Consider the following 21,409-nt stretch of genomic DNA (forward strand, 5'->3'; position numbering starts at 1 on the left):
TAGACAAATGAAGAATGGAGTAAATTTATGAACAATCCAGAATTAAAACAGCAAGTGGACAATCGACGCACATTTGCGATCATTTCCCATCCGGATGCGGGAAAAACAACGATCACCGAACAACTGCTTTTATTCGGTGGTGCGATTCGCCAAGCAGGAACGGTCAAAGGAAAGAAAACAGGTAATTTTGCAAAATCTGACTGGATGGAAATCGAAAAACAACGTGGGATTTCTGTTACCAGTTCAGTGATGCAATTTGATTATCACGGAAAAAGAGTCAATATTCTAGACACCCCTGGGCATGAGGACTTTTCAGAAGATACGTATCGTACGTTGATGGCGGTCGATAGTGCGGTCATGGTCATCGATAGCGCAAAAGGGATTGAAGCGCAAACGAAAAAACTTTTCCAAGTAGTCAAAAGAAGAGGAATTCCTATTTTCACCTTCATCAATAAGTTGGACCGAGATGGTCGAGAACCGCTTGATCTATTAGAAGAATTAGAAGAGTTATTAGATATCGAATCTTGCCCAATGAATTGGCCGATCGGTATGGGGAAAGGATTGGAAGGATTATACGATATCCATCATAACCGAGTAGAATTTTATCGTCCTGAGAATTATCAAGATGAACGCTTGGCTCAATTAGATGAAGAGGGTCACTTACCGGAGGATCATCCACTAAGAAATAATTCATTGTACGAGCAAGTATTAGAAGAAGTAGAGCTGTTAAAAGAAGCCGGAGATTCCTTTAATGAAGAAAAAATTGCACGTGGGGAGCAGACGCCAGTATTTTTCGGTTCAGCTTTAACTAATTTTGGTGTTCAGACATTTTTAGAAACATTCGTTGATTTGGCGCCATCTCCTTATGGACATAAAACACGTGAAGAGCAAGTAGTCAGCCCGTATGAACAAGAGTTTTCTGGTTTTGTCTTTAAGATCCAAGCCAATATGAATCCAGCTCACCGAGATCGTATTGCATTTGTACGAATCTGTTCAGGTACATTTGAACGTGGAATGGACGTCTCATTAGAGCGGACGAACAAAAAATTGAAATTGAGTAATGTCACGCAGTTTATGGCAGATGCCAGAGAAAACGTTGAAAATGCTGTGGCAGGAGATATCATTGGTGTGTATGACACTGGAAATTATCAAATCGGTGACACATTATATGAAGGAAAACTAAAAGTAGCTTATGAAGAATTACCTTCATTTACGCCTGAGCTTTTCATGAAAGTAACGGCTAAAAATGTGATGAAACAAAAATCATTCCACAAAGGAATCAATCAATTGGTACAAGAAGGTGCCATTCAATTATATAAAACCTATGTGACCGAAGAGTACATCATCGGGGCAGTGGGACAATTACAATTTGAAGTTTTCCAATATCGGATGTTGAACGAATACAATGCAGAAGTGATCATGTCGCCAATGGGTAACAAGATCGCCCGTTGGATCGAGCCAGAAGATCTGGATGAGAAAATGAGTTCAAGTCGTAATATCTTAGCGAGAGATCGCTTTGATCAACCGCTATTCTTATTTGAGAATCAGTTTGCAGAGCGTTGGTTTGCTGACAAATATCCAAACGTAAAATTAAAAAGTTTGATGTAATCAGTGCTTCCCATTACCTGTACAGTTGTTTCCTTTAAAAATATTCATTTAGCATATAAATTAATACGAACACACAACGATTCATGTTTTCAGTGAATTGTCGTGTGTTTTTGTTGGATTTTAACGTTTTTTTGTTTATTTTGAAAAAATCAATTAAAAACAAATAAAAAAATAGATTAGAATATTTTTGCGTACATATATATAAAATAAGCAAAGAAAGTAGGGATCAAATGGAAACAGAAATCGAAAAAAAACAGCGTATTGAAAGAAAAAAAGCAAAAATGCGTCGAGTATGTCAAATGTTGGATATTGAGAACTGGGAAAAAAATGAACGGATCGTCAATGAAATCCGCTCGATCATCCAAGCGGATCGACCAGTAAAGGGGAGGGAAGTTGGAAATAGTAAAAAGAAAAAAAGGGAATGCCAAGTGCCTTCGACAAAACCCTTTTGATTCATGATTTATTTTTTTCTACATAGCAATTGGTGCATTTAAATTTCTTTTTGGAATAGAGATTTCTACTAAGCCCGGTAACTCGATCACTTGGATGTCATCAGGATGGTACTCAGCGTTATGGATTTTTTTTAAGAAGTAATGTTGGATTTCTTCAATTTCCTTTGGTTGGATATTGCGATTTTCATTCATCAGGACGATTTCGTTGTGCTCGGGAGCTTCTGTATAAATAACGGTTGTATTTCCTGCGGTATACACCTTGACCATATGTGCATCTGTATTTTCCAACTGATTTAAAACTAATCGTGAATGACTGTTTGTTACATTAACTAGTTTCATGGCGCTCACCTCTCTTATGTATTTAAGAAATAACTTACATTAATTATAATTTTTTTTTAGTAAAATGAACAGCATTTTGTCTTCTTAAAAATGAACGGACGAGAAAAAATCGTTACTTTTTTTCCAAATATAAAAACAAAAGCGGAGAGTGGCAAACTCTCCGCTCCATTTTTTCTACCATTTGAGTGTGAAATTATTCTGTCGGTTCATTGTTTGCTTCTTTGACTAAACGTTCAGGTTTAGAAGTAATGACGATTTTGTCGTCTTTATCTAATTTTGCTTTAAGATCTGAGATCGTTGGATGATCAAGATAGAATTCGGCAATGCCGTCTTCGATTTGTTCTTGGATCGTCCGACGTAATGGTCGGGCACCCATTGCTGGATCGTAACCAAGATCAACCAGCTTTTCTTTGACATTTGTAGGAACGTCCACATGTAATTGTTGAGCCGCCAATAGTTGGTTGACATCATCAAGCATAAGCGTCACGATCATCATCAAGTTTTCTTTTGATAAAGCACTGAACTCAATGATTCCATCAAAACGATTCAAGAATTCAGGTGTGAAGTAGTTGTTCAATTGATTCAAGACAGAACGAGTCACACCTTCACGAGCAGCACCAAAGCCAACATTGGCTTCTACTTTTCCAGTTCCTGCATTACTTGTCATGATGATGATTGTATCTTTGAAGCTGACCGTACGACCTTGGGCATCGGTTAAACGTCCATCATCTAAGATTTGTAGGAACATGTGCAAGACATCTGGATGTGCTTTTTCTACTTCATCAAGCAGAACCAAACTATACGGATTTCGACGTACTTTTTCAGTCAATTGACCAGCTTCTTCATAGCCGACATAGCCTGGAGGGGAACCAATCAATTTTGCGACACTGTGTTTTTCCATGTATTCTGACATATCGAAACGGATCATCGATTCTTCAGATCCAAATAATTCATAGGCTAGTTGCTTCGCTAATTCTGTTTTACCAACACCAGTAGGACCAACAAATAAGAAAGAACCAATTGGACGGTTTTTCTTGCTTAAACCAACTCGATTACGACGAATGGCTTTGGCTACCCGATCAACCGCATCGTTTTGCCCAATCACATGTTTTTTCAAGTCGTCCGCTAAGTTTTTCAATTGAGTTTGTTCTTTTTCTTTCAGTTCACCAACTGGGATGCCTGTACGTTGTTCAACGATTTTTTCCATATCCTTTTCAGAGATTACTGGGATTTCTTCTTCTGAAAGTTGGCGTTCTTGCATTTTTTTCAATTTATTGATTTGATCGCGATAATAAGCTGCTTTTTCGAAATCTTCTTCTTTAGAAGCCAACAACTTTTGTTCTTCCGCTTCTCCCAATTTCTTTTCGATCATTTTTGGATCAACGATTTGGATCGTTAAGTTTTTCTTAGATCCTGTTTCATCCAGTAAATCAATGGCTTTATCCGGTAAAAAACGATCTTGGATATAACGATTGGACAATCTAGCCGCAGCTTCGATCGCAGCATCTGTGTATTTGACATGATGGTAGTCTTCATAGCGCTTTTGCAATCCTTTTAAAATACTGATCGTTTCATCTACAGAAGGTTCATCGACACGAACAGGTTGCATGCGGCGCTCTAACGCAGCATCTTTTTCAATGATTCGGTATTCATTCAATGTCGTTGCTCCAACCATTTGTAATTCGCCACGAGCTAACGCAGGTTTTAATATGTTTCCGGCATCCATGTTACCATCACCAGCTGAACCAGCCCCAACGATTTCATGAACTTCATCTATAAATAAAATAACATTTTCTGCTTGTCTGATTTCTTCGATCAGTTTTTGCATCCGTTCTTCAAATTGTCCTCTGATTCCTGTGCCTTGGACAAGTGAAACAACATCTAAGCGAATCACTTCTTTATCTAGTAATTTTTGTGGTACATCGCCATCAACGATTTTTTGAGCGAGTCCTTCAACCACAGCCGTTTTACCGACACCTGGTTCTCCGATCAATACAGGGTTGTTCTTTGTGCGGCGATTCAAGATTTCGATCACGCGCTTGATTTCATCATCTCGACCGATGACTGGATCGATTTCACCTTGGCGTGCTTCTTCTGTAATATTGATACCGTATTCGCCTAAAAGACCATCTGAAGCGAGTCCTTGTGGTGGTTGTCCACCATTGAAGTTGTTGTTCCCACCAAATTGAGTAGGGGGTGTTTGTTCGTAATTTCCTTGTTGTTGCATTTGACGAGACATCGAACGAAACAGATCGTCCAGACTACCAAAGCCAAATGGATCATTTTGGGCCATACTTGTTAGACCTCCATTTTGCTGATTTTTAATTTTTTGGTAACAGCTCTGACAATAGTCAAGTTGTGTACGTTGGCCATTGACAGTCGCATACAAGTGAATCGTTGCTTCATTTTTTCCACAGTTTTGACAAAGCATAAAACATTCACGTCCTTTCAAACATTGGTCATTAAGTCTATTTTACATCGCGCCTATCTTTGGGTAAAAGAATAACACTCGATCAACAAAACTTGTAAAAGTCATACCTCGTTGACCATTACTGACCATTTAATTTTATTATACTAATTTTTTGAATTGACGCAAGCAATTGATTCTTTTGTTCAGACAATGTGACAAAACATTTGGGTAAGAACCTTAAGTTGTCGACAAATTTGTAGGGATAAAGCTGAAATTTCATGAATCGTTCAATTACTCGACAAACATGATTGGTCAATCGATTTATGAGATATAAAAAAACATGGAATTTATTAAAACAGGAATAATCATCACTATGCATGAAACAGTTCTACAGAATAGTTTATTGGATTTTCTCTCAATTTAAATGAAAACTGTTGTATCTAAGGAAAAAAAATGGTAATCTTTACAGATGAAAGGGTTCATCTGATTAGTTCTATCATGGATTGCTAAAAAAGAAAACCCTCACATAAAAACAACACTCACTTAAAGGAGACCGATTAATATGGAAAAGAAAGAATTTCACGTAGTAGCAGAAACTGGGATCCACGCACGTCCAGCTACACTATTAGTACAAACAGCAAGCAAATTTAACTCTGATGTAAACTTAGAGTATAAAGGTAAATCAGTAAACTTAAAATCTATCATGGGCGTTATGTCTTTAGGTGTAGGTCAAGGTTCTGACGTTACTATCACTGCTGAAGGTGCTGACGAAGCTGACGCTATGGCAGCTATCGTTGAAACAATGAAGAAAGAAGGCTTATCTGAATAATGGTTGAAATGCTAAAAGGGATCGCCGCTAGTGACGGAGTAGCCGTTGCAAAAGCTTACCTGCTAGTTCAACCGGATTTATCATTCAGTAAGACGACAGTTGAGGATACTTCAGCTGAAGAAGCTCGCTTAGATGATGCTTTAGCAAAATCAACTGAAGAATTACAACAAATTCGTGAAAAAGCAGCGCAAAGCTTAGGTGAAGCAGAAGCGCAAGTATTTGACGCACATTTAATGGTTCTTTCAGATCCTGAAATGATAGGTCAAATCAAACAAAACATCAAAGATAACAGTGTAAATGCTGAATCAGCTCTTAAAGAAGTAACGGATATGTATATCGGTATGTTCGAAGCAATGGAAGATAATGCTTACATGCAAGAACGTGCAGCAGATATTCGTGACGTTGCAAAACGTATTTTAGCACATCTATTAGGTGTGACTTTACCAAACCCTTCAATGATCAATGAAGAAGTTGTTGTCGTGGCGCATGATTTGACGCCAAGTGACACTGCTCAATTAGATCGTAACTTCGTAAAAGCTTTTGTAACAGATATCGGTGGACGTACATCGCATTCTGCAATCATGGCTCGTTCTCTTGAAATTCCAGCAATCGTTGGAACAAAAGAAATCACTGCGAAGGTCAAAGAAGGCGTAATGTTAGCTGTTAATGGGATTGAAGGCGATGTAGTCATTGAACCAACAGCAGAACAAAAAGCCGAATTTGAAATAATCGGCGCAGATTATGCTGCACAAAAAGCAGAATGGGAAAAACTGAAACATGCTGAGACAGTGACTGCCGATGGCAAACACTTTGAATTAGCAGCCAACATTGGTACACCTAAAGATTTAGTTGGTGTACACAACAATGGTGGTGAAGCAGTTGGACTTTATCGTACTGAATTCCTTTATATGGATTCACCAGATTTTCCTACTGAAGAAGACCAATACGTTGCTTACAAAGCAGTATTGGAAGGAATGGAAGGAAAACCTGTCGTTGTTCGTACAATGGATATCGGTGGAGATAAAGAATTACCATACTTGCAATTGCCGCATGAAATGAATCCTTTCTTAGGATACCGTGCATTACGTATTAGCTTGTCAGAACAAGGTGACGATATGTTCCGTACGCAAATGCGTGCGTTATTACGTGCCTCTGTACATGGAAACTTGCGTATCATGTTCCCAATGGTTGCTACACTAAAAGAATTCCGTGGTGCAAAAGCAATCTTTGAAGAAGAAAAACAAAAATTAGTAAATGAAGGCATTGAAGTCTCTGATTCGATCCAAGTAGGGATTATGATCGAGATTCCAGCTGCAGCCGTTATTGCGGACAAATTTGCTAAAGAAGTAGACTTCTTCTCAGTAGGAACAAACGACTTGATTCAATACACAATGGCAGCTGACCGTATGAACGAACGTGTTTCTTACTTGTACCAACCATACAACCCATCAATTCTACGTTTGATCAAAAACGTCATTGATGCAGCACATGCTGAAGGTAAATGGGCTGGTATGTGTGGAGAAATGGCCGGCGATCAAATGGCTGTTCCTTTACTAGTAGGTATGGGATTAGATGAGTTCTCAATGAGTGCAACATCGATCTTAAAAACACGTAGCTTGATGAAACGTTTAGATACAAGCAAAATGGCTGAACTAGCGGATCGTGCCCTAAACGAGTGCGACACAATGGAAGAAGTCGTAGAACTTGTGAATGAATATCTAGCTTGATTTTTGGAACAGGCACAGTATTTTGCTGTGCCTGTTTTTTTGTCTTCTTGCAATAATAAATAAAATTCTGTCCAAACTTACAAGTTTGTTGGGAAAAAATCGGACTTAAGGTTGAGTGACAGCTTTCACGCTGTGTTATAATATAAGAGTGAGGGGGAACGTAGATGAAGGTATTATTATATTTTGAAAGTGAGAAGATACTTTCTAAGTCCGGCATTGGTCGTGCACTTGATCATCAAAAGCGTGCGCTTAAAGATGTAGGGATCTCCTATACTTTAGATAGTAAGGAAGACTATGATATTTTGCACATCAATACATATGGTATCAATAGTCATAACATGGTCAACAAAGCGCGTAAAAACGGTAAAAAAATTATTTATCATGCGCATTCAACGGAGGAAGATTTTCGAAATTCCTTTATCGGTTCGAATCAATTAGCACCATTTGTAAAAAAATATTTAGTCGGATTGTATGAAAAGGCAGATTACTTGATTACACCAACCCCATATTCAAAAAAATTATTGCAAAGTTATGGCATTGATTTACCTATTCAATCGATTTCCAATGGGATCGATTTGGAAAAGTACCAACCAGACTCTGTCAAAGAACAAAAATTCAGGGAGTATTTCAATCTTTCACCTGATCAAAAAGTGATTATTTGTGTAGGACTGTTCTTTGCAAGAAAAGGAATCATTGATTTTGTTGAAATAGCCAAACAATTACCGGAATATACATTCATCTGGTTTGGTCATGTGCCGATGTATTCGATCCCAAGTAATATCCGAAAAATCGTGAAAGAAGATCATCCCGATAATGTCATTTTTCCAGGCTATATTCGAGGAGAGATCATCGAAGGAGCTTACTCAGGAGCGGATTTGTTCTTTTTCCCTTCTTATGAAGAAACGGAAGGTATTGTCGTACTGGAAGCTTTAGCAAGTAAACAAAATGTGTTAGTACGTGATATTCCAGTCTATGATGGTTGGCTTGAAGATCAAAAAAATTGTTATATGGGGCGAAACAATGAAGAGTTTTCACAACTCATTCAAAAAATCATTCAACATGAAGTACCTAGTTTAGTTGAATCTGGCTATCAAACGGCTGAAGAACGAAGTATCAAAAGAATTGGTGAAAAACTTCAATCCGTTTATCAACAAGTGCTAAAGGCATCCGATTCTTCAGATGAACAAATGCAAGAATCAAAATAAAGGTAGTTTGGAGGCGAAAAAAGATGAAAATCGGCTTTTTTACCGATACCTATTTTCCACAGGTAAGTGGTGTAGCTACATCGATCAAGACATTAAAAGAAGAACTCGAAAAAATGGGACATGACGTGTATATATTTACGACAACAGATCCCAATGCAGACAAGTTAGAAAAAGATGTAATTCGTATGCCAAGTGTTCCTTTTGTATCATTTAAAGAACGTCGAGTAGTGGTACGAGGAATGTGGTACGCCTATTTAGTGGCAAAAGAATTAGAGTTAGATCTTATCCATACGCACACTGAGTTTGGAGCGGGTGTTCTTGGCAAGATGGTCGCAAAAAAATTAAAGATCCCATCGATTCATACGTATCACACGATGTATGAAGATTATCTGCATTATATTGCAAAAGGGAAAGTGATTCGACAATCCCATGTCAAATACTTATCTCGTCTATTTGTGAACCATACGACAGGTGTGGTTTGCCCAAGTGAGCGTGTGATCGAAACACTGCGAAGCTATGGGGTGACAGCGCCATTACGAGTGATACCAACAGGGATCGATATCGAAAAATTCAAACGTCCAGAAATTACACAAGAACAAATCAACGAATTACGTACCTCATTAGGAGTTAAAGAAAACGGCTTGATGATTTTATCTTTAAGTCGAATCTCTTACGAAAAAAATATCCAAGCGTTGATCCAAGGGTTTCCAGAAGTCATCAAACACTATCCAGATGCACGACTAGTCATAGTCGGAAACGGACCTTATGTTGAGCAACTAAAAGAACTGATCACGTCGCTGGATTTAGCTGATGCGGTTCAATTTACTGGGGAAGTCGATAACAATGACGTCGCGTTCTATTATCGTGCGGCTGATTATTTTGTGTGTGCTTCGACATCAGAAACACAAGGATTGACGTATACAGAAGCAATGGCGGCTGGTACACCATGTGTAGTTGAAGGAAATGATTATTTGAATCGTTTATTTGATCATGCTTCCCTTGGCCGAACATTTGAACGAGATGAAGACTTTGCACCTGCACTTATTGATTATATTGAAAGCAAAGTTGAAAAAGATCCAGAAGTTTTTGAAAAGAAACTTTACGAGATCTCAGCTACTCATTTTGGTCAATCAATGATCGAATTTTATGAAGATATGCTTGTGTATTACAAAGAAGAGATGCGTAAAAAAGAAGAAGAAGCATCCATCGAACGGATTAAAATTAAATTAAATTCTTTCAAAAGATAAAAAAACAGTGAATAATCCTAAAAAAATCCTTGTTTCTAGCGTATACTAGCATAGAAACAAGGATTTTATCGTTTAGGAGGGCAAAAGATGAAAATTGGTTTTATCGGTACAGGAGTTATGGGAAGCGCGATTGTTCGTCATTTACAAAAAGCTGGCCACGAACTGACTGTTTATAATCGTACGAAAGCAAAAGCTGCGCCACTTATGGAAGAAGGGGCAGTATGGGCAGATAGTCCACAAGAAGTAGCTGAGATGAGCCAAGTTATCTTTACAATGGTTGGCTATCCTCAAGATGTGGAAGAAATCTATTATGGTGAGAAAGGCATTTTCCAAGCAGCTATAAATGGAAAAACAGTCATAGATTTAACGACAAGTACGCCAACACTTGCTGAAAAAATTGCAGCAAGCGCACAAGAGCTTGGAGCGGATGCCTTAGATGCCCCTGTATCAGGAGGCGATCTAGGTGCAAAAAATGGCACCTTAACGATCATGGTGGGTGGAAAAGAGAATGCCTACGAGCAAGTATTACCACTATTTCGTGAGTTTGGAACAACATTTACGTTACATGGTTCAGCTGGAAAAGGACAACATACAAAAATGGCAAACCAGATCATGATTGCCGGAACAATGACTGGTATGACAGAGATGCTTGTTTATGCACAGAAAGCTGACTTAGACTTAGAAAAAGTGATTGCCACGCTTTCAGGCGGTAGTGCGGCAAACTGGTCATTAAGTAATTATGCACCTCGTATTTTACAAGAGAACTATACACCAGGATTTTTTGTCAAACATTTTATCAAAGATTTGAAGATTGCTTTAGCCGAAGCAGAAAAAGTAGGGTTGGACTTACCAGCGACCAAAGAAGCCCGAAAGCTGTATGAGAAGTTAGCAGAAAAGGGTTTTGAGAACGATGGAACACAAGCATTGATCAAGCTTTGGTGGGAAGATGGCAGACAGCCGAAAAAAAAATCCTAAAAAACTAGTTTTTTTGGAGAAAATCAATGCAAGTCGACGATGCTTTTGATACAATATAACAGAACTAAGAAAAGGAGGACCTCCGATGGCACATTCACAATTAGTCGCAATCATTAAACGACTGGAGGCTATGGTCGAATCAGCAGACAATGAGCTGCAAGTTCGTCGTTTTGAAAAAGAGGGCGTAGAAAAATGCACCGTAACTTATGATAAAGCGACAGAAACATTTGAACTAACTGAAACAGACACACATCAACAATACGAATTCGACAATATCGATATCGTTGCGATGGAGATCTATGATTTGATTCAATAAGATTTCGAGCTAGCTAAAAGAGCCTGGGATTCAACCAATGCGTTGGATTCCAGACTCTTTTTTTGTTTCCTGTTCGTCTTTTGCCAGTTTACGTTGGTAGCTGATCAAGATTTGAACAGGATCGATTTCTTCTTGAGACAGTTGTCGCTTGAGTGACAACCTGTTGTCTTTTTCATAATAGAAATGAGGCGTTTGTCCAGGTTCTGTGATCGTTGTATCAGCCACTTGTCCGTAGGAAACCAAGAAATGCTTGATCTTGGTCTCATCGCTAGCTAACGGCATGCTCAATGTGATTCTCGGTGTTCGTAAAAATTTTTTTTGTTCTTGTATCCGACCAGTAAAGTACGTGATCAATTCGATATCTCGTTGCAGAATAGCCGCCTTCTCAAAATTAAGCTGGTTAACAAAATGTAATTGTCGTTTTTTTAAATAGCCTAACAATTTCTTGTTTCTTCCTTGCAATAGACCTTGGATCTCTTTCTTTTTTTGATCAAAGCTCAATGCCTTCATTTCAGGAAGTTGAACTTGTAACGCCAAATGACTGATTTCAGAAAGCCAAGGCATTTGATAGTTTTCTTCGATGATTCGAAGGATACTAGGCATTTTTTTATAAAGACGAAAAGGGCCATAAGTTCTTGCGGTAGGTATATTCGTGAGAAAAAGACCATCGGATTGAATATGTAAATAGTTATAGTTGTCAAAATAATTCATCCGACGATTGTAGATAGGACGATAGTGTTGGATCAATTGACACTCTAATAATAAGGCATCTAGTTCAGTATCAACGACAACGATCTCAAAATCTGCAATCGAACGAACTAAGCGCAAGACTTTTTTCGAGTGTTGTTTATTTTGATGAAAATACGTACTTACGCGATTTTTTAAATTTTTAGCTTTCCCCACATAAATAATTTTTCCATCGCTGTTTTTCATCAAGTAAACACCAGGTAATAAAGGCAGGTTTTTTACTTTCTCTTTTAAGTGCATAAGCGCTCCTCTAATTGAATTTGAACTAAAAAGATTATAACAGATTTAAAAAAATGAACAATAAAAGGGATTATATTTTATAAATAAATTATAGAGATACTTTGATAATCAAAATATTTTTTTATTCTTTTATTTTAATTTTTAGAGGTTGAAAGGTTGATATTAAAGCATTTTGTCATAAAATTAAAATTAAAAAAAATTAATAATGCAAAAAAATCTAGTTAAAAGGTTGCATTTTGAAAAAAGTTAAGATATAGTTTGAACATCAAAAGATTTGATAATCAAACTAATTTTAGTGGATGGTGGAACATGGAACCTGATTTTAATACAGTAAATGATTATCTCGTTAGTGTCTTCAATGATATTTTGACGATCGAAGAATCCGAATTAAAAAAGTCACAATTCAAAGATCTGTCGATTACAGAGATGCATACGATCGAGGCAATCGGTATGTACAAGAAAAAGACAACTTCAGAAGTAGCCAAAGAACTGTCGATTACTGTTGGGACCTTGACCACTGCTATCAACAAGTTAGTTAGGAAAGGCTACGTTGAGCGTATCCGTAGTGAAGACGACCGACGAGTGGTGAAGCTGGGGTTGACCAAAAAAGGTAAGTTACTTTACCGCGTGCATCAGCATTTCCATCGTGAAATGGTCAAAAACATTATGGATGGTATGGCTACCGACGAACAACAAGCTTTGCTGTCTGCATTGAAAAACTTGCATGATTTCTTGCGAGATTACAAGTGAGGAAGTTTAATGGAACAATTTGGAACGATCACAGCAACGGCAAGTGTCTTACCGGAAAAAATCATCACAAACGATGATCTCTCAAAAATGATGGACACTTCGGATGAATGGATTTCATCCCGTACAGGAATCAAAGAGAGACATTGTGTGACCGAGCAGGAGACTTCCGATTTGTGTTACCTCGTTGCCGAAAAATTACTAAAGAAAAAAACACTCGATCCAAAGGAACTCGATTTTATTATCGTTGCTACGATGTCGCCTGATTATACATCGCCTTCTGTCGCAACTTTAGTTCAAGGAAGGATCGGCGCAACCAAAGCAATCGCCTTTGATATCAGCGCCGCATGTTCAGGATTTGTTTATGCCTTGAGTGTTGCAGAGAAACTGATTCGCTGTGGCTCAATGAAAGGTTTAGTAATTGGTGGCGAAACATTATCTAAACTGATCGATTGGACGGATCGTTCAACCGCTGTCTTGTTTGGTGATGGTGCTGGTGGGATTTTGTTAGAAGCTGGCTCAGATCAAAAATTATTGAGAGAATCGCTAGCGGCAGATGGTTCGCGTGCGCAATCTCTTACTTCTGGCTATCTACCAAATCAATCGCCTTTATACACGAAAGATTCAGAAGGTTCTTACTATTTAAAAATGGTTGGACGGGATATTTTTGACTTTGCTGTAAGAGACGTCGCGATGAACATCAAGGAACTCATTCAAGACACACCTGTTGATTATCTGCTTTTGCATCAAGCGAACTTACGAATCATCGAAAAGATTGCTCGCAAGGTAAAAATTCCCCAGGAGCAATTCCTAACGAACATGGATAAATATGGCAATACTTCCGCAGCAAGCATCCCGATTCTTTTAGATGAAGCGATAGAAAGCGGAAAAATTACCTTAGGTCAAAAACAAAAAGTGGTATTTACAGGTTATGGTGGAGGATTGACATGGGGAAGTATCCTCATGGAACTATAAACTGATAAAAATAAAAAATATAAAATAAAGAAACAATATCGGAGGAATTATCATATGGTATTCGAAAAAATTCAAGAAATCATTGCGGAAGAATTAGGGAAAGACACAGAAGAAATCAAATTAACGACAAACATCCAAGAAGACCTTGAAGCAGATAGCTTGGATTTATTCCAAATCATCAACGAGATCGAAGATGAATTTGATGTGAAAATCGAAACAGAAGACGGCATCAAAACAGTTCAAGATTTAGTCACTTATGTTGAAAAACAAACTGCATAATCATCAAGATTAGGTTGGGGGCTGGGACATTTTCCGAAAAAGGAATGTCTTAGCCTTTTTTTAAATGAAACAAAAAGCTATCTATCCTGAATATAAATTGGAGACTATGATGAAAACAGCATTTTTATTTAGCGGACAAGGTGCACAATACCAAGGAATGGGTCAAGACCTCTACCATGAACCCATCGTGAAACAGACTTTTGATGAAGCTAGTCAGATCTTAGGCTATGATATGGCGGAGCTTTGTTTTTCAACAAATGAACGTTTGGATCAAACGATCTATACGCAACCAGCTATTTTAACTGTCAGCATTGCGTTCTATCGTTTGCTGAAAGAACATGGGATCACTCCTCAAGCCGTTTTAGGGCTTAGTTTAGGTGAGTATTCTGCTTTAGTAGCCAGTGGTGCGCTCTCCTTTAGTGAAGCAGTCGCATTGGTCGAAAAAAGAGGCACGTTTATGACAGACGCTGCACCTACCGGTAGTGGGAAAATGGTAGCTGTGATGAATGCACCGGTAGATGTTATCGAGAGCTGTTGTAAGCAGGCGGAAGAAATGGGGATCGTTTCCCCTGCAAATTACAATACACCCCAGCAAATCGTCATCGGAGGCGAAGAAAAAGCAGTGGATCAAGCGGTAGCACTATTACAAGAACAAGGGATCAAACGAATGATCCCACTCAATGTAAGTGGCCCTTTCCATACAGCAATCTTAGAACCTGCTGCTAGACAATTAGCGGAGGAACTAAGCAAGATCGTTTTTTCAGAACCTGAAATACCTGTGATCAGCAACACCACGACAGAGATCATGACGAAAGAAAGAATCCTAGGTTTACTTGAACAACAAGTCATGAAACCCGTTCGTTTTTACGAAAGTATCGAAAAACTTAAAGATTTAGGAATCGACCAAGTGGTCGAAGTCGGGCCCGGTAAAGTATTAAGTGGCTTTATGAAAAAAATCGACAAGTCGATCGCCGTTGCACGTGTGGAGAATCAACAAACATTTGAAGAAACAATCAATCGATTGTCATAGGAGGCAAGTTATGGACGTAACTGGAAAAAATGTATTTATTACAGGCAGTACACGAGGAATTGGTGAAGCAATCGCTTTAGCCTTTGCCAAAGCAGGCGCAAACATCTTCTTAAATGGTCGTGGAGAGATCCCAGCCGAAAAAATCAATGCGATCAAAGCGCATGGGGTTGAATGTGTAGGAATCTCAGGTGATATCTCCGATTATGATAAAGCAGGAGAGATGATCAAAGAAGCAGAACAGCAGCTGGGTTCTGTCGATATTTTGGTCAATAATGCGGGAGTTACGAATGATAAACTTGTCTTACGTATGGATGCAGATGATTTCAAAAAATGTTTGGATATCAATCTAACAGGAACTTTCAATATGACACAGCACGTGTTAAAGAAAATGATGAAAAAAAGAGAAGGCGCGATCATCAATCTTTCAAGTGTTTCAGGATTGATCGGTAACTTGGGTCAAGCCAATTATGCAGCAAGTAAAGCAGGAGTTGTCGGTTTTACTAAATCTGTGGCAAGAGAAGTTGCCACACGAGGAATCACATGTAATGTGATTGCTCCGGGGTTTGTCACTACAGATATGACAGATGTATTATCCGAAAAAGTAAGAGAACAAGCAGAAAAACAAATTCCAATGCAACGTTTCGGCCAAGTGGAAGATATTGCGGAAGCCGCATTGTTCTTAGCGAAAAGTTCGTATATCACAGGTCAAGTCATCAATGTTGACGGCGGATTGGTCATGCACGGATAGGGAGGAAAATTTATGAATCGAGTAGTAATTACAGGTTATGGAGTCACTTCACCGATCGGTAATGATGCAGATAGTTTTTTAGCTAGTTTAAAAGCTGGGACGAATGGCATTGCACCGATCACAAAATTTGATGCAACAGATACAGGAATCACTTTAGCAGGTGAAGTAAAAGACTTTCCTTTTGATAAATACTTTGTAAAAAAAGATAGCAAACGCATGGATATGTTTTCGATCTATGGCATTTATGCTGCGATGGAAGCATTGACGATGAGTGGGATCGAAAAAGAAACGATCAACCAAGATCGTTTTGGTGTTATCGTTGGCTCTGGGATTGGTGGTTTACCAACAATTGAAAGCCAAGTCATCCGCATGCACGACAAAGGGGCCAATCGCGTATCACCTATGTTTGTTCCAATGTCGATCGCCAATATGGCAGCTGGTAATATTGCGTTGCGTGTAGGGGCGAAAGGAATTTGTACGTCGATCGTGACCGCTTGTGCCAGTGGAACGAATGCGATTGGTGAAGCATTCCGCAACATCAAACATGGTTATTCCGATATCATCCTTGCAGGTGGAACAGAAGCAACAATCTGTGAAATGGGGATCGCCGGATTTGCGGCATTGACTGCTTTGTCAACATCGACAGATCCTGAACGTGGTTCGATGCCATTTGATGAAGACCGTAATGGTTTTGTCATGGGTGAAGGGGCAGGAGTATTAGTCCTTGAATCACTGGAGCATGCACAAGCTCGTGGCGCAAAAATTTATGGTGAAGTCGTGGGTTACGGCTCAAATTGTGATGCTTACCATATGACAGCTCCAACACCAGATGGTTCTGGTGCGTCAAAAGCAATGAAATTGGCGATGGAAGAAGCCGGGATCGATGCAAAAGAAGTGGGCTATATCAACGCACACGGAACAAGTACACCTGCAAATGATCAAGCAGAAGCTAAAGCGATCCAAATCGCATTAGGAGACTCTTTCAAAGAAACCTATGTCAGCAGTACGAAATCAATGACTGGTCACTTATTAGGTGCTGCAGGTGGGATTGAGGCACTTGCCACTTTGATGGCGTTAGAGCATCAGTTTATTCCACCAAACATCAATGTTGAAAAACAAGATCCTGAAATCGATCTGAACGTTGTGATCAACGAAAGTAAACCAGCTGAACTGTCTTATGCCATGAGTAATTCATTAGGATTTGGTGGACATAATGCTGTACTATGTATGAAACGCTGGGAGGAATAATGTTGAAGATCCATGAAATCAAAGAATTAGTCAGTCAATTTGATCAGTCAACTTTAACAGAATTTGACTTGAAAGACGGACAATTTGAATTATATATGAATAAAAATGAAATGAGTCGGGGAATGGGGCAAACAGTACCAACAACGAGTGCTTCTGAACCACAACCTCAACAAGTTGTACCGGCTTTACCAAAAGAAGAAAGCCATTCTGTTCAACCAGAAGCAGTTGCGCCGACAATTGATGGGACTGAAGTGAAATCACCAATCGTTGGAATCGTCTATCTACAACCATCTCCTGACAAACCAGCATTCAAAAAAGTAGGAGATAAAGTCGCTAAGGGTGAAGTGATCTGTATCATTGAAGCAATGAAATTGATGAACGAAGTAACTAGTGATGTCGATGGTGAGATCGTTGCGATCTTGATCGACAATGAAGAAGTCGTAGAATACGGACAACCACTCTTTATCATCCAACCAAATTAAGCCAAGGAGAACCAGACCTATGAATATACAAGAAATCAAAGAAATCATCCCTCATCGCTATCCGCTGTTGCTGATTGATCGAGTGGAAGAAATTGTCGAAGGCGAACGGATCGTTGCTAAAAAAAATGTGACGATCAATGAACCTTTTTTCCAAGGACATTTTCCAGAAGAACCTGTGATGCCGGGGGTATTGATCGTAGAAGCGATGGCCCAAGCAGGAGCAGTAGCTCTATTATCATTGGAACAGTTCAAAGGAAAAACTGCTTACTTTGGCGGATTAGATAAAGCGAAGTTTCGTAAAAAAGTGACTCCTGGAGATACGTTGATATTAGAAGTGGAAATCACTAAAATCAAGTCTTCTGCAGGAATAGGCAAAGGAATTGCAAAAGTGGACGGCAAAAAAGTTGCTGAAGCTGAATTAACCTTTATGATTGGATAGGTGAGTTATGTTTTCAAAAGTCTTGATAGCAAATCGCGGCGAAATAGCCGTACGGATCATTCGTGCCTGCCGTGAGCTTGGAATCCAAACCGTTGCGGTCTATTCTGAAGCGGATGCGGAGGCATTGCACACACAATTAGCAGACGAAGCCGTCTGCATCGGTCCTGCAAGAGCAACAGATTCCTATTTGAATGTACAAGCAGTTCTAAGTGCAGCCATCGTTACAAAAGCAGAAGCAATCCATCCTGGATTTGGATTCTTATCTGAGAACAGTCGATTTGCTTCGATGTGTGAAGAATGTAATATCGTCTTTATTGGACCTAAAAGCAAAACGATCGATGATATGGGGAATAAAATCAACGCACGTCAGTTGATGCAACAAGCAGATGTTCCTGTGATCCCAGGTAGTGATGGTGTGCTATCGACTGTTGAAGAAGCACTGGAAGTGGCAGAAAAAATTGGCTATCCAGTGATGCTTAAAGCCGCCGCTGGTGGTGGCGGTAAAGGAATCCGCAAAGTCTTGTCAAAAGAAGAATTACCACAACATTTTTCATCCGCCCAACAAGAGGCAGCAGCTGCTTTTGGTAACGATGATATGTATTTGGAAAAAATCATTTATCCCGCAAGACATATTGAAGTGCAAATATTAGGTGATCAATTTGGTCATGTTCTGCATCTAGGTGAACGTGATTGTTCCTTACAACGGAATAATCAAAAAGTCTTAGAAGAATCACCATCTGTTGTGATCTCTGAGGAAAAACGAAATCACTTAGGTGCAGCAGCTGTCAGAGCAGCAAAGGCAGTGAATTATGAAAATGCAGGAACGATCGAATTTTTAATGGATGAATCCGGTGATTTTTATTTTATGGAAATGAACACCCGCATCCAAGTTGAACATCCAGTAACAGAAATGGTCACAAATATCGATCTTGTCAAAAAACAAATCGAGGTTGCGGCCGGACGACCACTAGAGATCCAACAAGAAGATATCATTTTCCAAGGGCATGCGATCGAATGCCGGATCAATGCAGAAAATCCAGTATTTCATTTCGCTCCTTCACCAGGCAAAATCAAGAATTTGTTGCTACCAGCTGGTGGTATGGGATTAAGGGTCGATAGTTCGGTTTATTCAGGTTACACGATTCCCCCTTATTATGATTCAATGATTGCTAAGGTCATCGTACATGGCGATACACGTTTCGATGCGTTGATGAAAATGCAACGGGCATTGAGCGAGATCGTGACAGATGGCGTGATCACGAATGCTGAATTCCAAATGGATCTGATCAGTCACCCTGCAGTGATTGCTGGTGATTACAGTACCGCATTCTTACAAGAAGAGTTTTTACCAAACTGGATTCCCGAGACGGAGATAGGAGACGAATAAGATGGCTTTATTCAAAAAGAAAAAATACATTCGAATCAATCCTAATCGAGAAATCAAGCCAACGAATGCACCATCGGTCCCTGACAATATGTGGGCGAAATGCCCAAATTGTAAACATATCATCTACACAAAAGATATCGGGGAAGAAAAAGTATGTCCACACTGTAGTTATAACTTTAGAATCGGCGCATGGCAGCGATTAGCGTTGATCATTGATGAGAAAAGTTTAGAGGAATGGGATACGGATCTCGTCACAAAAGATCCTCTTGATTTCCCTGATTATCAAGAAAAGATCGGCAAGATGCAAGAAAAGACTGGCTTACATGAAGCAGTTCTAACTGGTCAAGCGACTATTAAAGGCATTCCTTTTGCTATTGGTGTCATGGACCCTAATTTTATCATGGGAAGTATGGGCACGATCGTAGGGGAAAAGATCACTCGTTTGTTTGAACGTGCGGCGAGTAAAAAATTACCCGTCGTATTATTCACTGCTTCAGGGGGCGCCCGGATGCAAGAAGGAATTTTCTCTCTCATGCAAATGGCCAAAATCTCCGCAGCGGTCAAACGTCATAGCAATAAACAGCTATTTTATTTGACTGTCTTAACAGATCCGACGACAGGTGGTGTTACCGCCAGCTTTGCGATGGAAGGGGATATCATCTTAGCTGAACCGCAAAGTTTGATCGGCTTTGCTGGCCGCCGAGTGATCGAACAAACGATCAAACAAGAACTACCAGAAGATTTTCAAAAAGCAGAATTTTTACTGGAACATGGCTTTGTGGATCAAATCGTTCCAAGAAAAGAACTCAATGACACGATCCATCAATTATTAGAATTGCATACGCAGAAAGGATGGATCAACCATGAATAAAACTGCTCATGATATCGTCCAACTGGCGCGGGCAAAAGATCGTTGGACAAGTCTTGATTTTTTTGAAACGATTTTTGAAGGGTTCCAAGAATTTCATGGTGATCGCTTATTTGGTGATGATGAAGCGATTGTCGGAGGCGTAGCAAAATTAGCCGGAAAACCAGTGACCGTCATTGGCATCCAAAAAGGCCGTGACTTGCAAGAAAATATTCGTCGGAATTTTGGCTCTCCTCATCCGGAAGGTTATCGTAAAGCACTGCGTTTAATGAAACAAGCAGAAAAATTCAACCGTCCGGTCATTACGTTGATCAACACTGCGGGTGCCTATTGTGGGATCGGTGCAGAAGAACGTGGTGAAGGGGAAGCGATTGCCCGTAATCTATTAGAAATGTCGGATTTGAAGATACCGATCATCAGTATTATTATTGGTGAAGGCGGTAGTGGTGGGGCACTAGCCTTAGCATTAGCCGATGAAGTCTGGATGTTAGAACAAACGATCTATGCTGTTTTATCACCAGAAGGCTTTGCTTCGATTCTTTGGAAAGACGGCAGCCGAGCAGCCGAAGCCGCTGAATTGATGAAAGTCGCTGCTGGTGAATTATTAGAGTTAGACGTCATTGATCGAGTGATCCCCGAAACATTCAATGGAGAACCTTTAGGCAAAGAAAAAGTTGCGCGTATGATGCAAAAAGCATTGATCGAAAAACTGACCGAACTTTGTCAGAAACCAACCGAAGAATTGATCGAACAACGCTACCAACGTTTTCGTAAATATTAAGAAGTTTTTTTGATTTAAACTGTAGAGAATTGCCTCTACAGTTTTTTCTGATTTATCCTATAAATGGATAAATATTGGTTTATGATTTATATATTTAATGTGTTTATTTGTATGATTTGCTAGTTAAAAGGGGAAATAAAATAGGAATTATATGATTTTTTTAGAAAATATTCTTGTTTCTTTTTGATTGTAAGGGTTAAAATGGAAAAAATTTTATGATATATATTTAACTTAATATAAAAAACTAATTTCATTGAATTTTCTTAGATTTTTAAACTTACACTGATATTTAGTTATTAGAGATTGTATCTTGATGTGTAATTATTTAGG

General features: G+C 39.1%; 22 protein-coding genes. 19 read left to right on the plus strand and 3 right to left on the minus strand.

From position 1 onward, the window contains the following. Nucleotides 1-27: 27 nt before the first annotated feature. Together IGK01_RS04440 and IGK01_RS04445 are read left to right on the plus strand one after the other, a co-directional pair. Nucleotides 28-1,608 carry a peptide chain release factor 3 gene (locus IGK01_RS04440; protein ID WP_010735889.1) on the plus strand — a complete coding sequence of 527 codons (1,581 nt, stop codon included), beginning with the start codon at nucleotides 28-30 and terminating at the stop codon, nucleotides 1,606-1,608. Between the two features lie 230 nt (nucleotides 1,609-1,838). After that, on the plus strand, nucleotides 1,839-2,060 hold the full coding sequence (locus tag IGK01_RS04445) for a hypothetical protein (protein WP_010735888.1): 222 nt from the start codon (nucleotides 1,839-1,841) through the stop codon (nucleotides 2,058-2,060). A gap of 18 nt (nucleotides 2,061-2,078) precedes the next feature. Here IGK01_RS04445 and IGK01_RS04450 read toward each other — a convergent pair whose 3' ends face one another. Continuing rightward, nucleotides 2,079-2,399 (minus strand): DUF1827 family protein, encoded by a 321-nt coding sequence (locus IGK01_RS04450; protein ID WP_010735887.1) that lies wholly within the window; start codon nucleotides 2,397-2,399, stop codon nucleotides 2,079-2,081. Nucleotides 2,400-2,592: 193 nt separating this feature from the next. After that, nucleotides 2,593-4,830: an ATP-dependent Clp protease ATP-binding subunit gene (locus IGK01_RS04455; protein ID WP_409173781.1), complete on the minus strand. Its 2,238-nt coding sequence runs from the start codon at nucleotides 4,828-4,830 to the stop codon at nucleotides 2,593-2,595. A gap of 541 nt (nucleotides 4,831-5,371) precedes the next feature. Here IGK01_RS04455 and IGK01_RS04460 point away from each other — a divergent pair. From IGK01_RS04460 to IGK01_RS04485, 6 genes are all read left to right on the plus strand, one after another. Beyond that, nucleotides 5,372-5,638, plus strand: a complete 267-nt coding sequence (locus IGK01_RS04460) for a phosphocarrier protein HPr (RefSeq protein ID WP_002287602.1) — start codon at nucleotides 5,372-5,374, stop codon at nucleotides 5,636-5,638. Continuing rightward, complete coding sequence (gene ptsP, locus IGK01_RS04465; protein WP_010735885.1) at nucleotides 5,638-7,365, plus strand: phosphoenolpyruvate--protein phosphotransferase; 1,728 nt, start codon at nucleotides 5,638-5,640, stop codon at nucleotides 7,363-7,365. Before IGK01_RS04460 ends, ptsP begins: the two co-directional genes overlap by 1 nt. 164 nt (nucleotides 7,366-7,529) lie before the next feature. Beyond that, the gene (locus IGK01_RS04470) at nucleotides 7,530-8,570 is read left to right on the plus strand and encodes a glycosyltransferase family 4 protein (RefSeq protein WP_010735884.1); all 1,041 of its coding nucleotides are present in this window, start codon (nucleotides 7,530-7,532) and stop codon (nucleotides 8,568-8,570) included. Between the two features lie 23 nt (nucleotides 8,571-8,593). Beyond that, the gene (locus IGK01_RS04475; RefSeq protein ID WP_010735883.1) at nucleotides 8,594-9,817 is read left to right on the plus strand and encodes a glycosyltransferase family 4 protein; all 1,224 of its coding nucleotides are present in this window, start codon (nucleotides 8,594-8,596) and stop codon (nucleotides 9,815-9,817) included. 87 nt (nucleotides 9,818-9,904) lie between these two features. Further along, complete coding sequence (locus tag IGK01_RS04480) at nucleotides 9,905-10,792, plus strand: NAD(P)-dependent oxidoreductase (RefSeq protein ID WP_194179750.1); 888 nt, start codon at nucleotides 9,905-9,907, stop codon at nucleotides 10,790-10,792. A gap of 85 nt (nucleotides 10,793-10,877) precedes the next feature. Beyond that, nucleotides 10,878-11,108 carry a YkuJ family protein gene (locus IGK01_RS04485; protein ID WP_010735881.1) on the plus strand — a complete coding sequence of 77 codons (231 nt, stop codon included), beginning with the start codon at nucleotides 10,878-10,880 and terminating at the stop codon, nucleotides 11,106-11,108. A 30-nt stretch (nucleotides 11,109-11,138) separates the two neighbouring features. Here IGK01_RS04485 and IGK01_RS04490 read toward each other — a convergent pair whose 3' ends face one another. Next, nucleotides 11,139-12,095, minus strand: coding sequence for a GIY-YIG nuclease family protein (locus tag IGK01_RS04490; RefSeq protein WP_010735880.1), 957 nt, complete (start codon nucleotides 12,093-12,095; stop codon nucleotides 11,139-11,141). Nucleotides 12,096-12,404: 309 nt separating this feature from the next. On the opposite strand from IGK01_RS04490, the gene fabT reads away from it, so the two are divergent. From fabT to IGK01_RS04545, 11 genes are all read left to right on the plus strand, one after another. Further along, complete coding sequence (gene fabT, locus IGK01_RS04495) at nucleotides 12,405-12,845, plus strand: fatty acid biosynthesis transcriptional regulator FabT (RefSeq protein ID WP_010735879.1); 441 nt, start codon at nucleotides 12,405-12,407, stop codon at nucleotides 12,843-12,845. 9 nt (nucleotides 12,846-12,854) lie between these two features. Further along, entirely contained in the window at nucleotides 12,855-13,817 is a 963-nt protein-coding gene (locus IGK01_RS04500; protein WP_010735878.1) for a beta-ketoacyl-ACP synthase III, read from the plus strand. A gap of 54 nt (nucleotides 13,818-13,871) precedes the next feature. Then, nucleotides 13,872-14,096, plus strand: a complete 225-nt coding sequence (locus IGK01_RS04505) for an acyl carrier protein (protein WP_010735877.1) — start codon at nucleotides 13,872-13,874, stop codon at nucleotides 14,094-14,096. 109 nt (nucleotides 14,097-14,205) lie between these two features. Continuing rightward, entirely contained in the window at nucleotides 14,206-15,126 is a 921-nt protein-coding gene (fabD, locus tag IGK01_RS04510; protein WP_062806246.1) for an ACP S-malonyltransferase, read from the plus strand. 10 nt (nucleotides 15,127-15,136) lie between these two features. Continuing rightward, the gene (gene fabG / locus IGK01_RS04515; protein WP_010735875.1) at nucleotides 15,137-15,874 is read left to right on the plus strand and encodes a 3-oxoacyl-[acyl-carrier-protein] reductase; all 738 of its coding nucleotides are present in this window, start codon (nucleotides 15,137-15,139) and stop codon (nucleotides 15,872-15,874) included. A 12-nt stretch (nucleotides 15,875-15,886) separates the two neighbouring features. Continuing rightward, nucleotides 15,887-17,122 carry a beta-ketoacyl-ACP synthase II gene (fabF, locus tag IGK01_RS04520; RefSeq protein WP_010735874.1) on the plus strand — a complete coding sequence of 412 codons (1,236 nt, stop codon included), beginning with the start codon at nucleotides 15,887-15,889 and terminating at the stop codon, nucleotides 17,120-17,122. A gap of 2 nt (nucleotides 17,123-17,124) precedes the next feature. Further along, nucleotides 17,125-17,604: an acetyl-CoA carboxylase biotin carboxyl carrier protein gene (accB, locus tag IGK01_RS04525; RefSeq protein WP_306795953.1), complete on the plus strand. Its 480-nt coding sequence runs from the start codon at nucleotides 17,125-17,127 to the stop codon at nucleotides 17,602-17,604. Nucleotides 17,605-17,623: 19 nt separating this feature from the next. Continuing rightward, entirely contained in the window at nucleotides 17,624-18,043 is a 420-nt protein-coding gene (gene fabZ, locus IGK01_RS04530) for a 3-hydroxyacyl-ACP dehydratase FabZ (RefSeq protein WP_010735872.1), read from the plus strand. A 7-nt stretch (nucleotides 18,044-18,050) separates the two neighbouring features. Beyond that, on the plus strand, nucleotides 18,051-19,430 hold the full coding sequence (locus IGK01_RS04535; RefSeq protein WP_023519411.1) for an acetyl-CoA carboxylase biotin carboxylase subunit: 1,380 nt from the start codon (nucleotides 18,051-18,053) through the stop codon (nucleotides 19,428-19,430). Between the two features lies 1 nt (nucleotide 19,431). Continuing rightward, a complete protein-coding gene (gene accD / locus IGK01_RS04540; RefSeq protein WP_023519412.1) occupies nucleotides 19,432-20,301 on the plus strand; it encodes an acetyl-CoA carboxylase, carboxyltransferase subunit beta in 870 nt (289 codons plus the stop codon). Further along, nucleotides 20,294-21,079: an acetyl-CoA carboxylase carboxyl transferase subunit alpha gene (locus IGK01_RS04545; protein WP_438840519.1), complete on the plus strand. Its 786-nt coding sequence runs from the start codon at nucleotides 20,294-20,296 to the stop codon at nucleotides 21,077-21,079. The genes accD and IGK01_RS04545 overlap by 8 nt, the downstream gene beginning before the upstream one ends. Nucleotides 21,080-21,409 lie beyond the last annotated feature (330 nt).

The organism is Enterococcus sp. AZ080 (assembly GCF_051714945.1).
Lineage (GTDB): Bacteria > Bacillota > Bacilli > Lactobacillales > Enterococcaceae > Enterococcus_B > Enterococcus_B pernyi.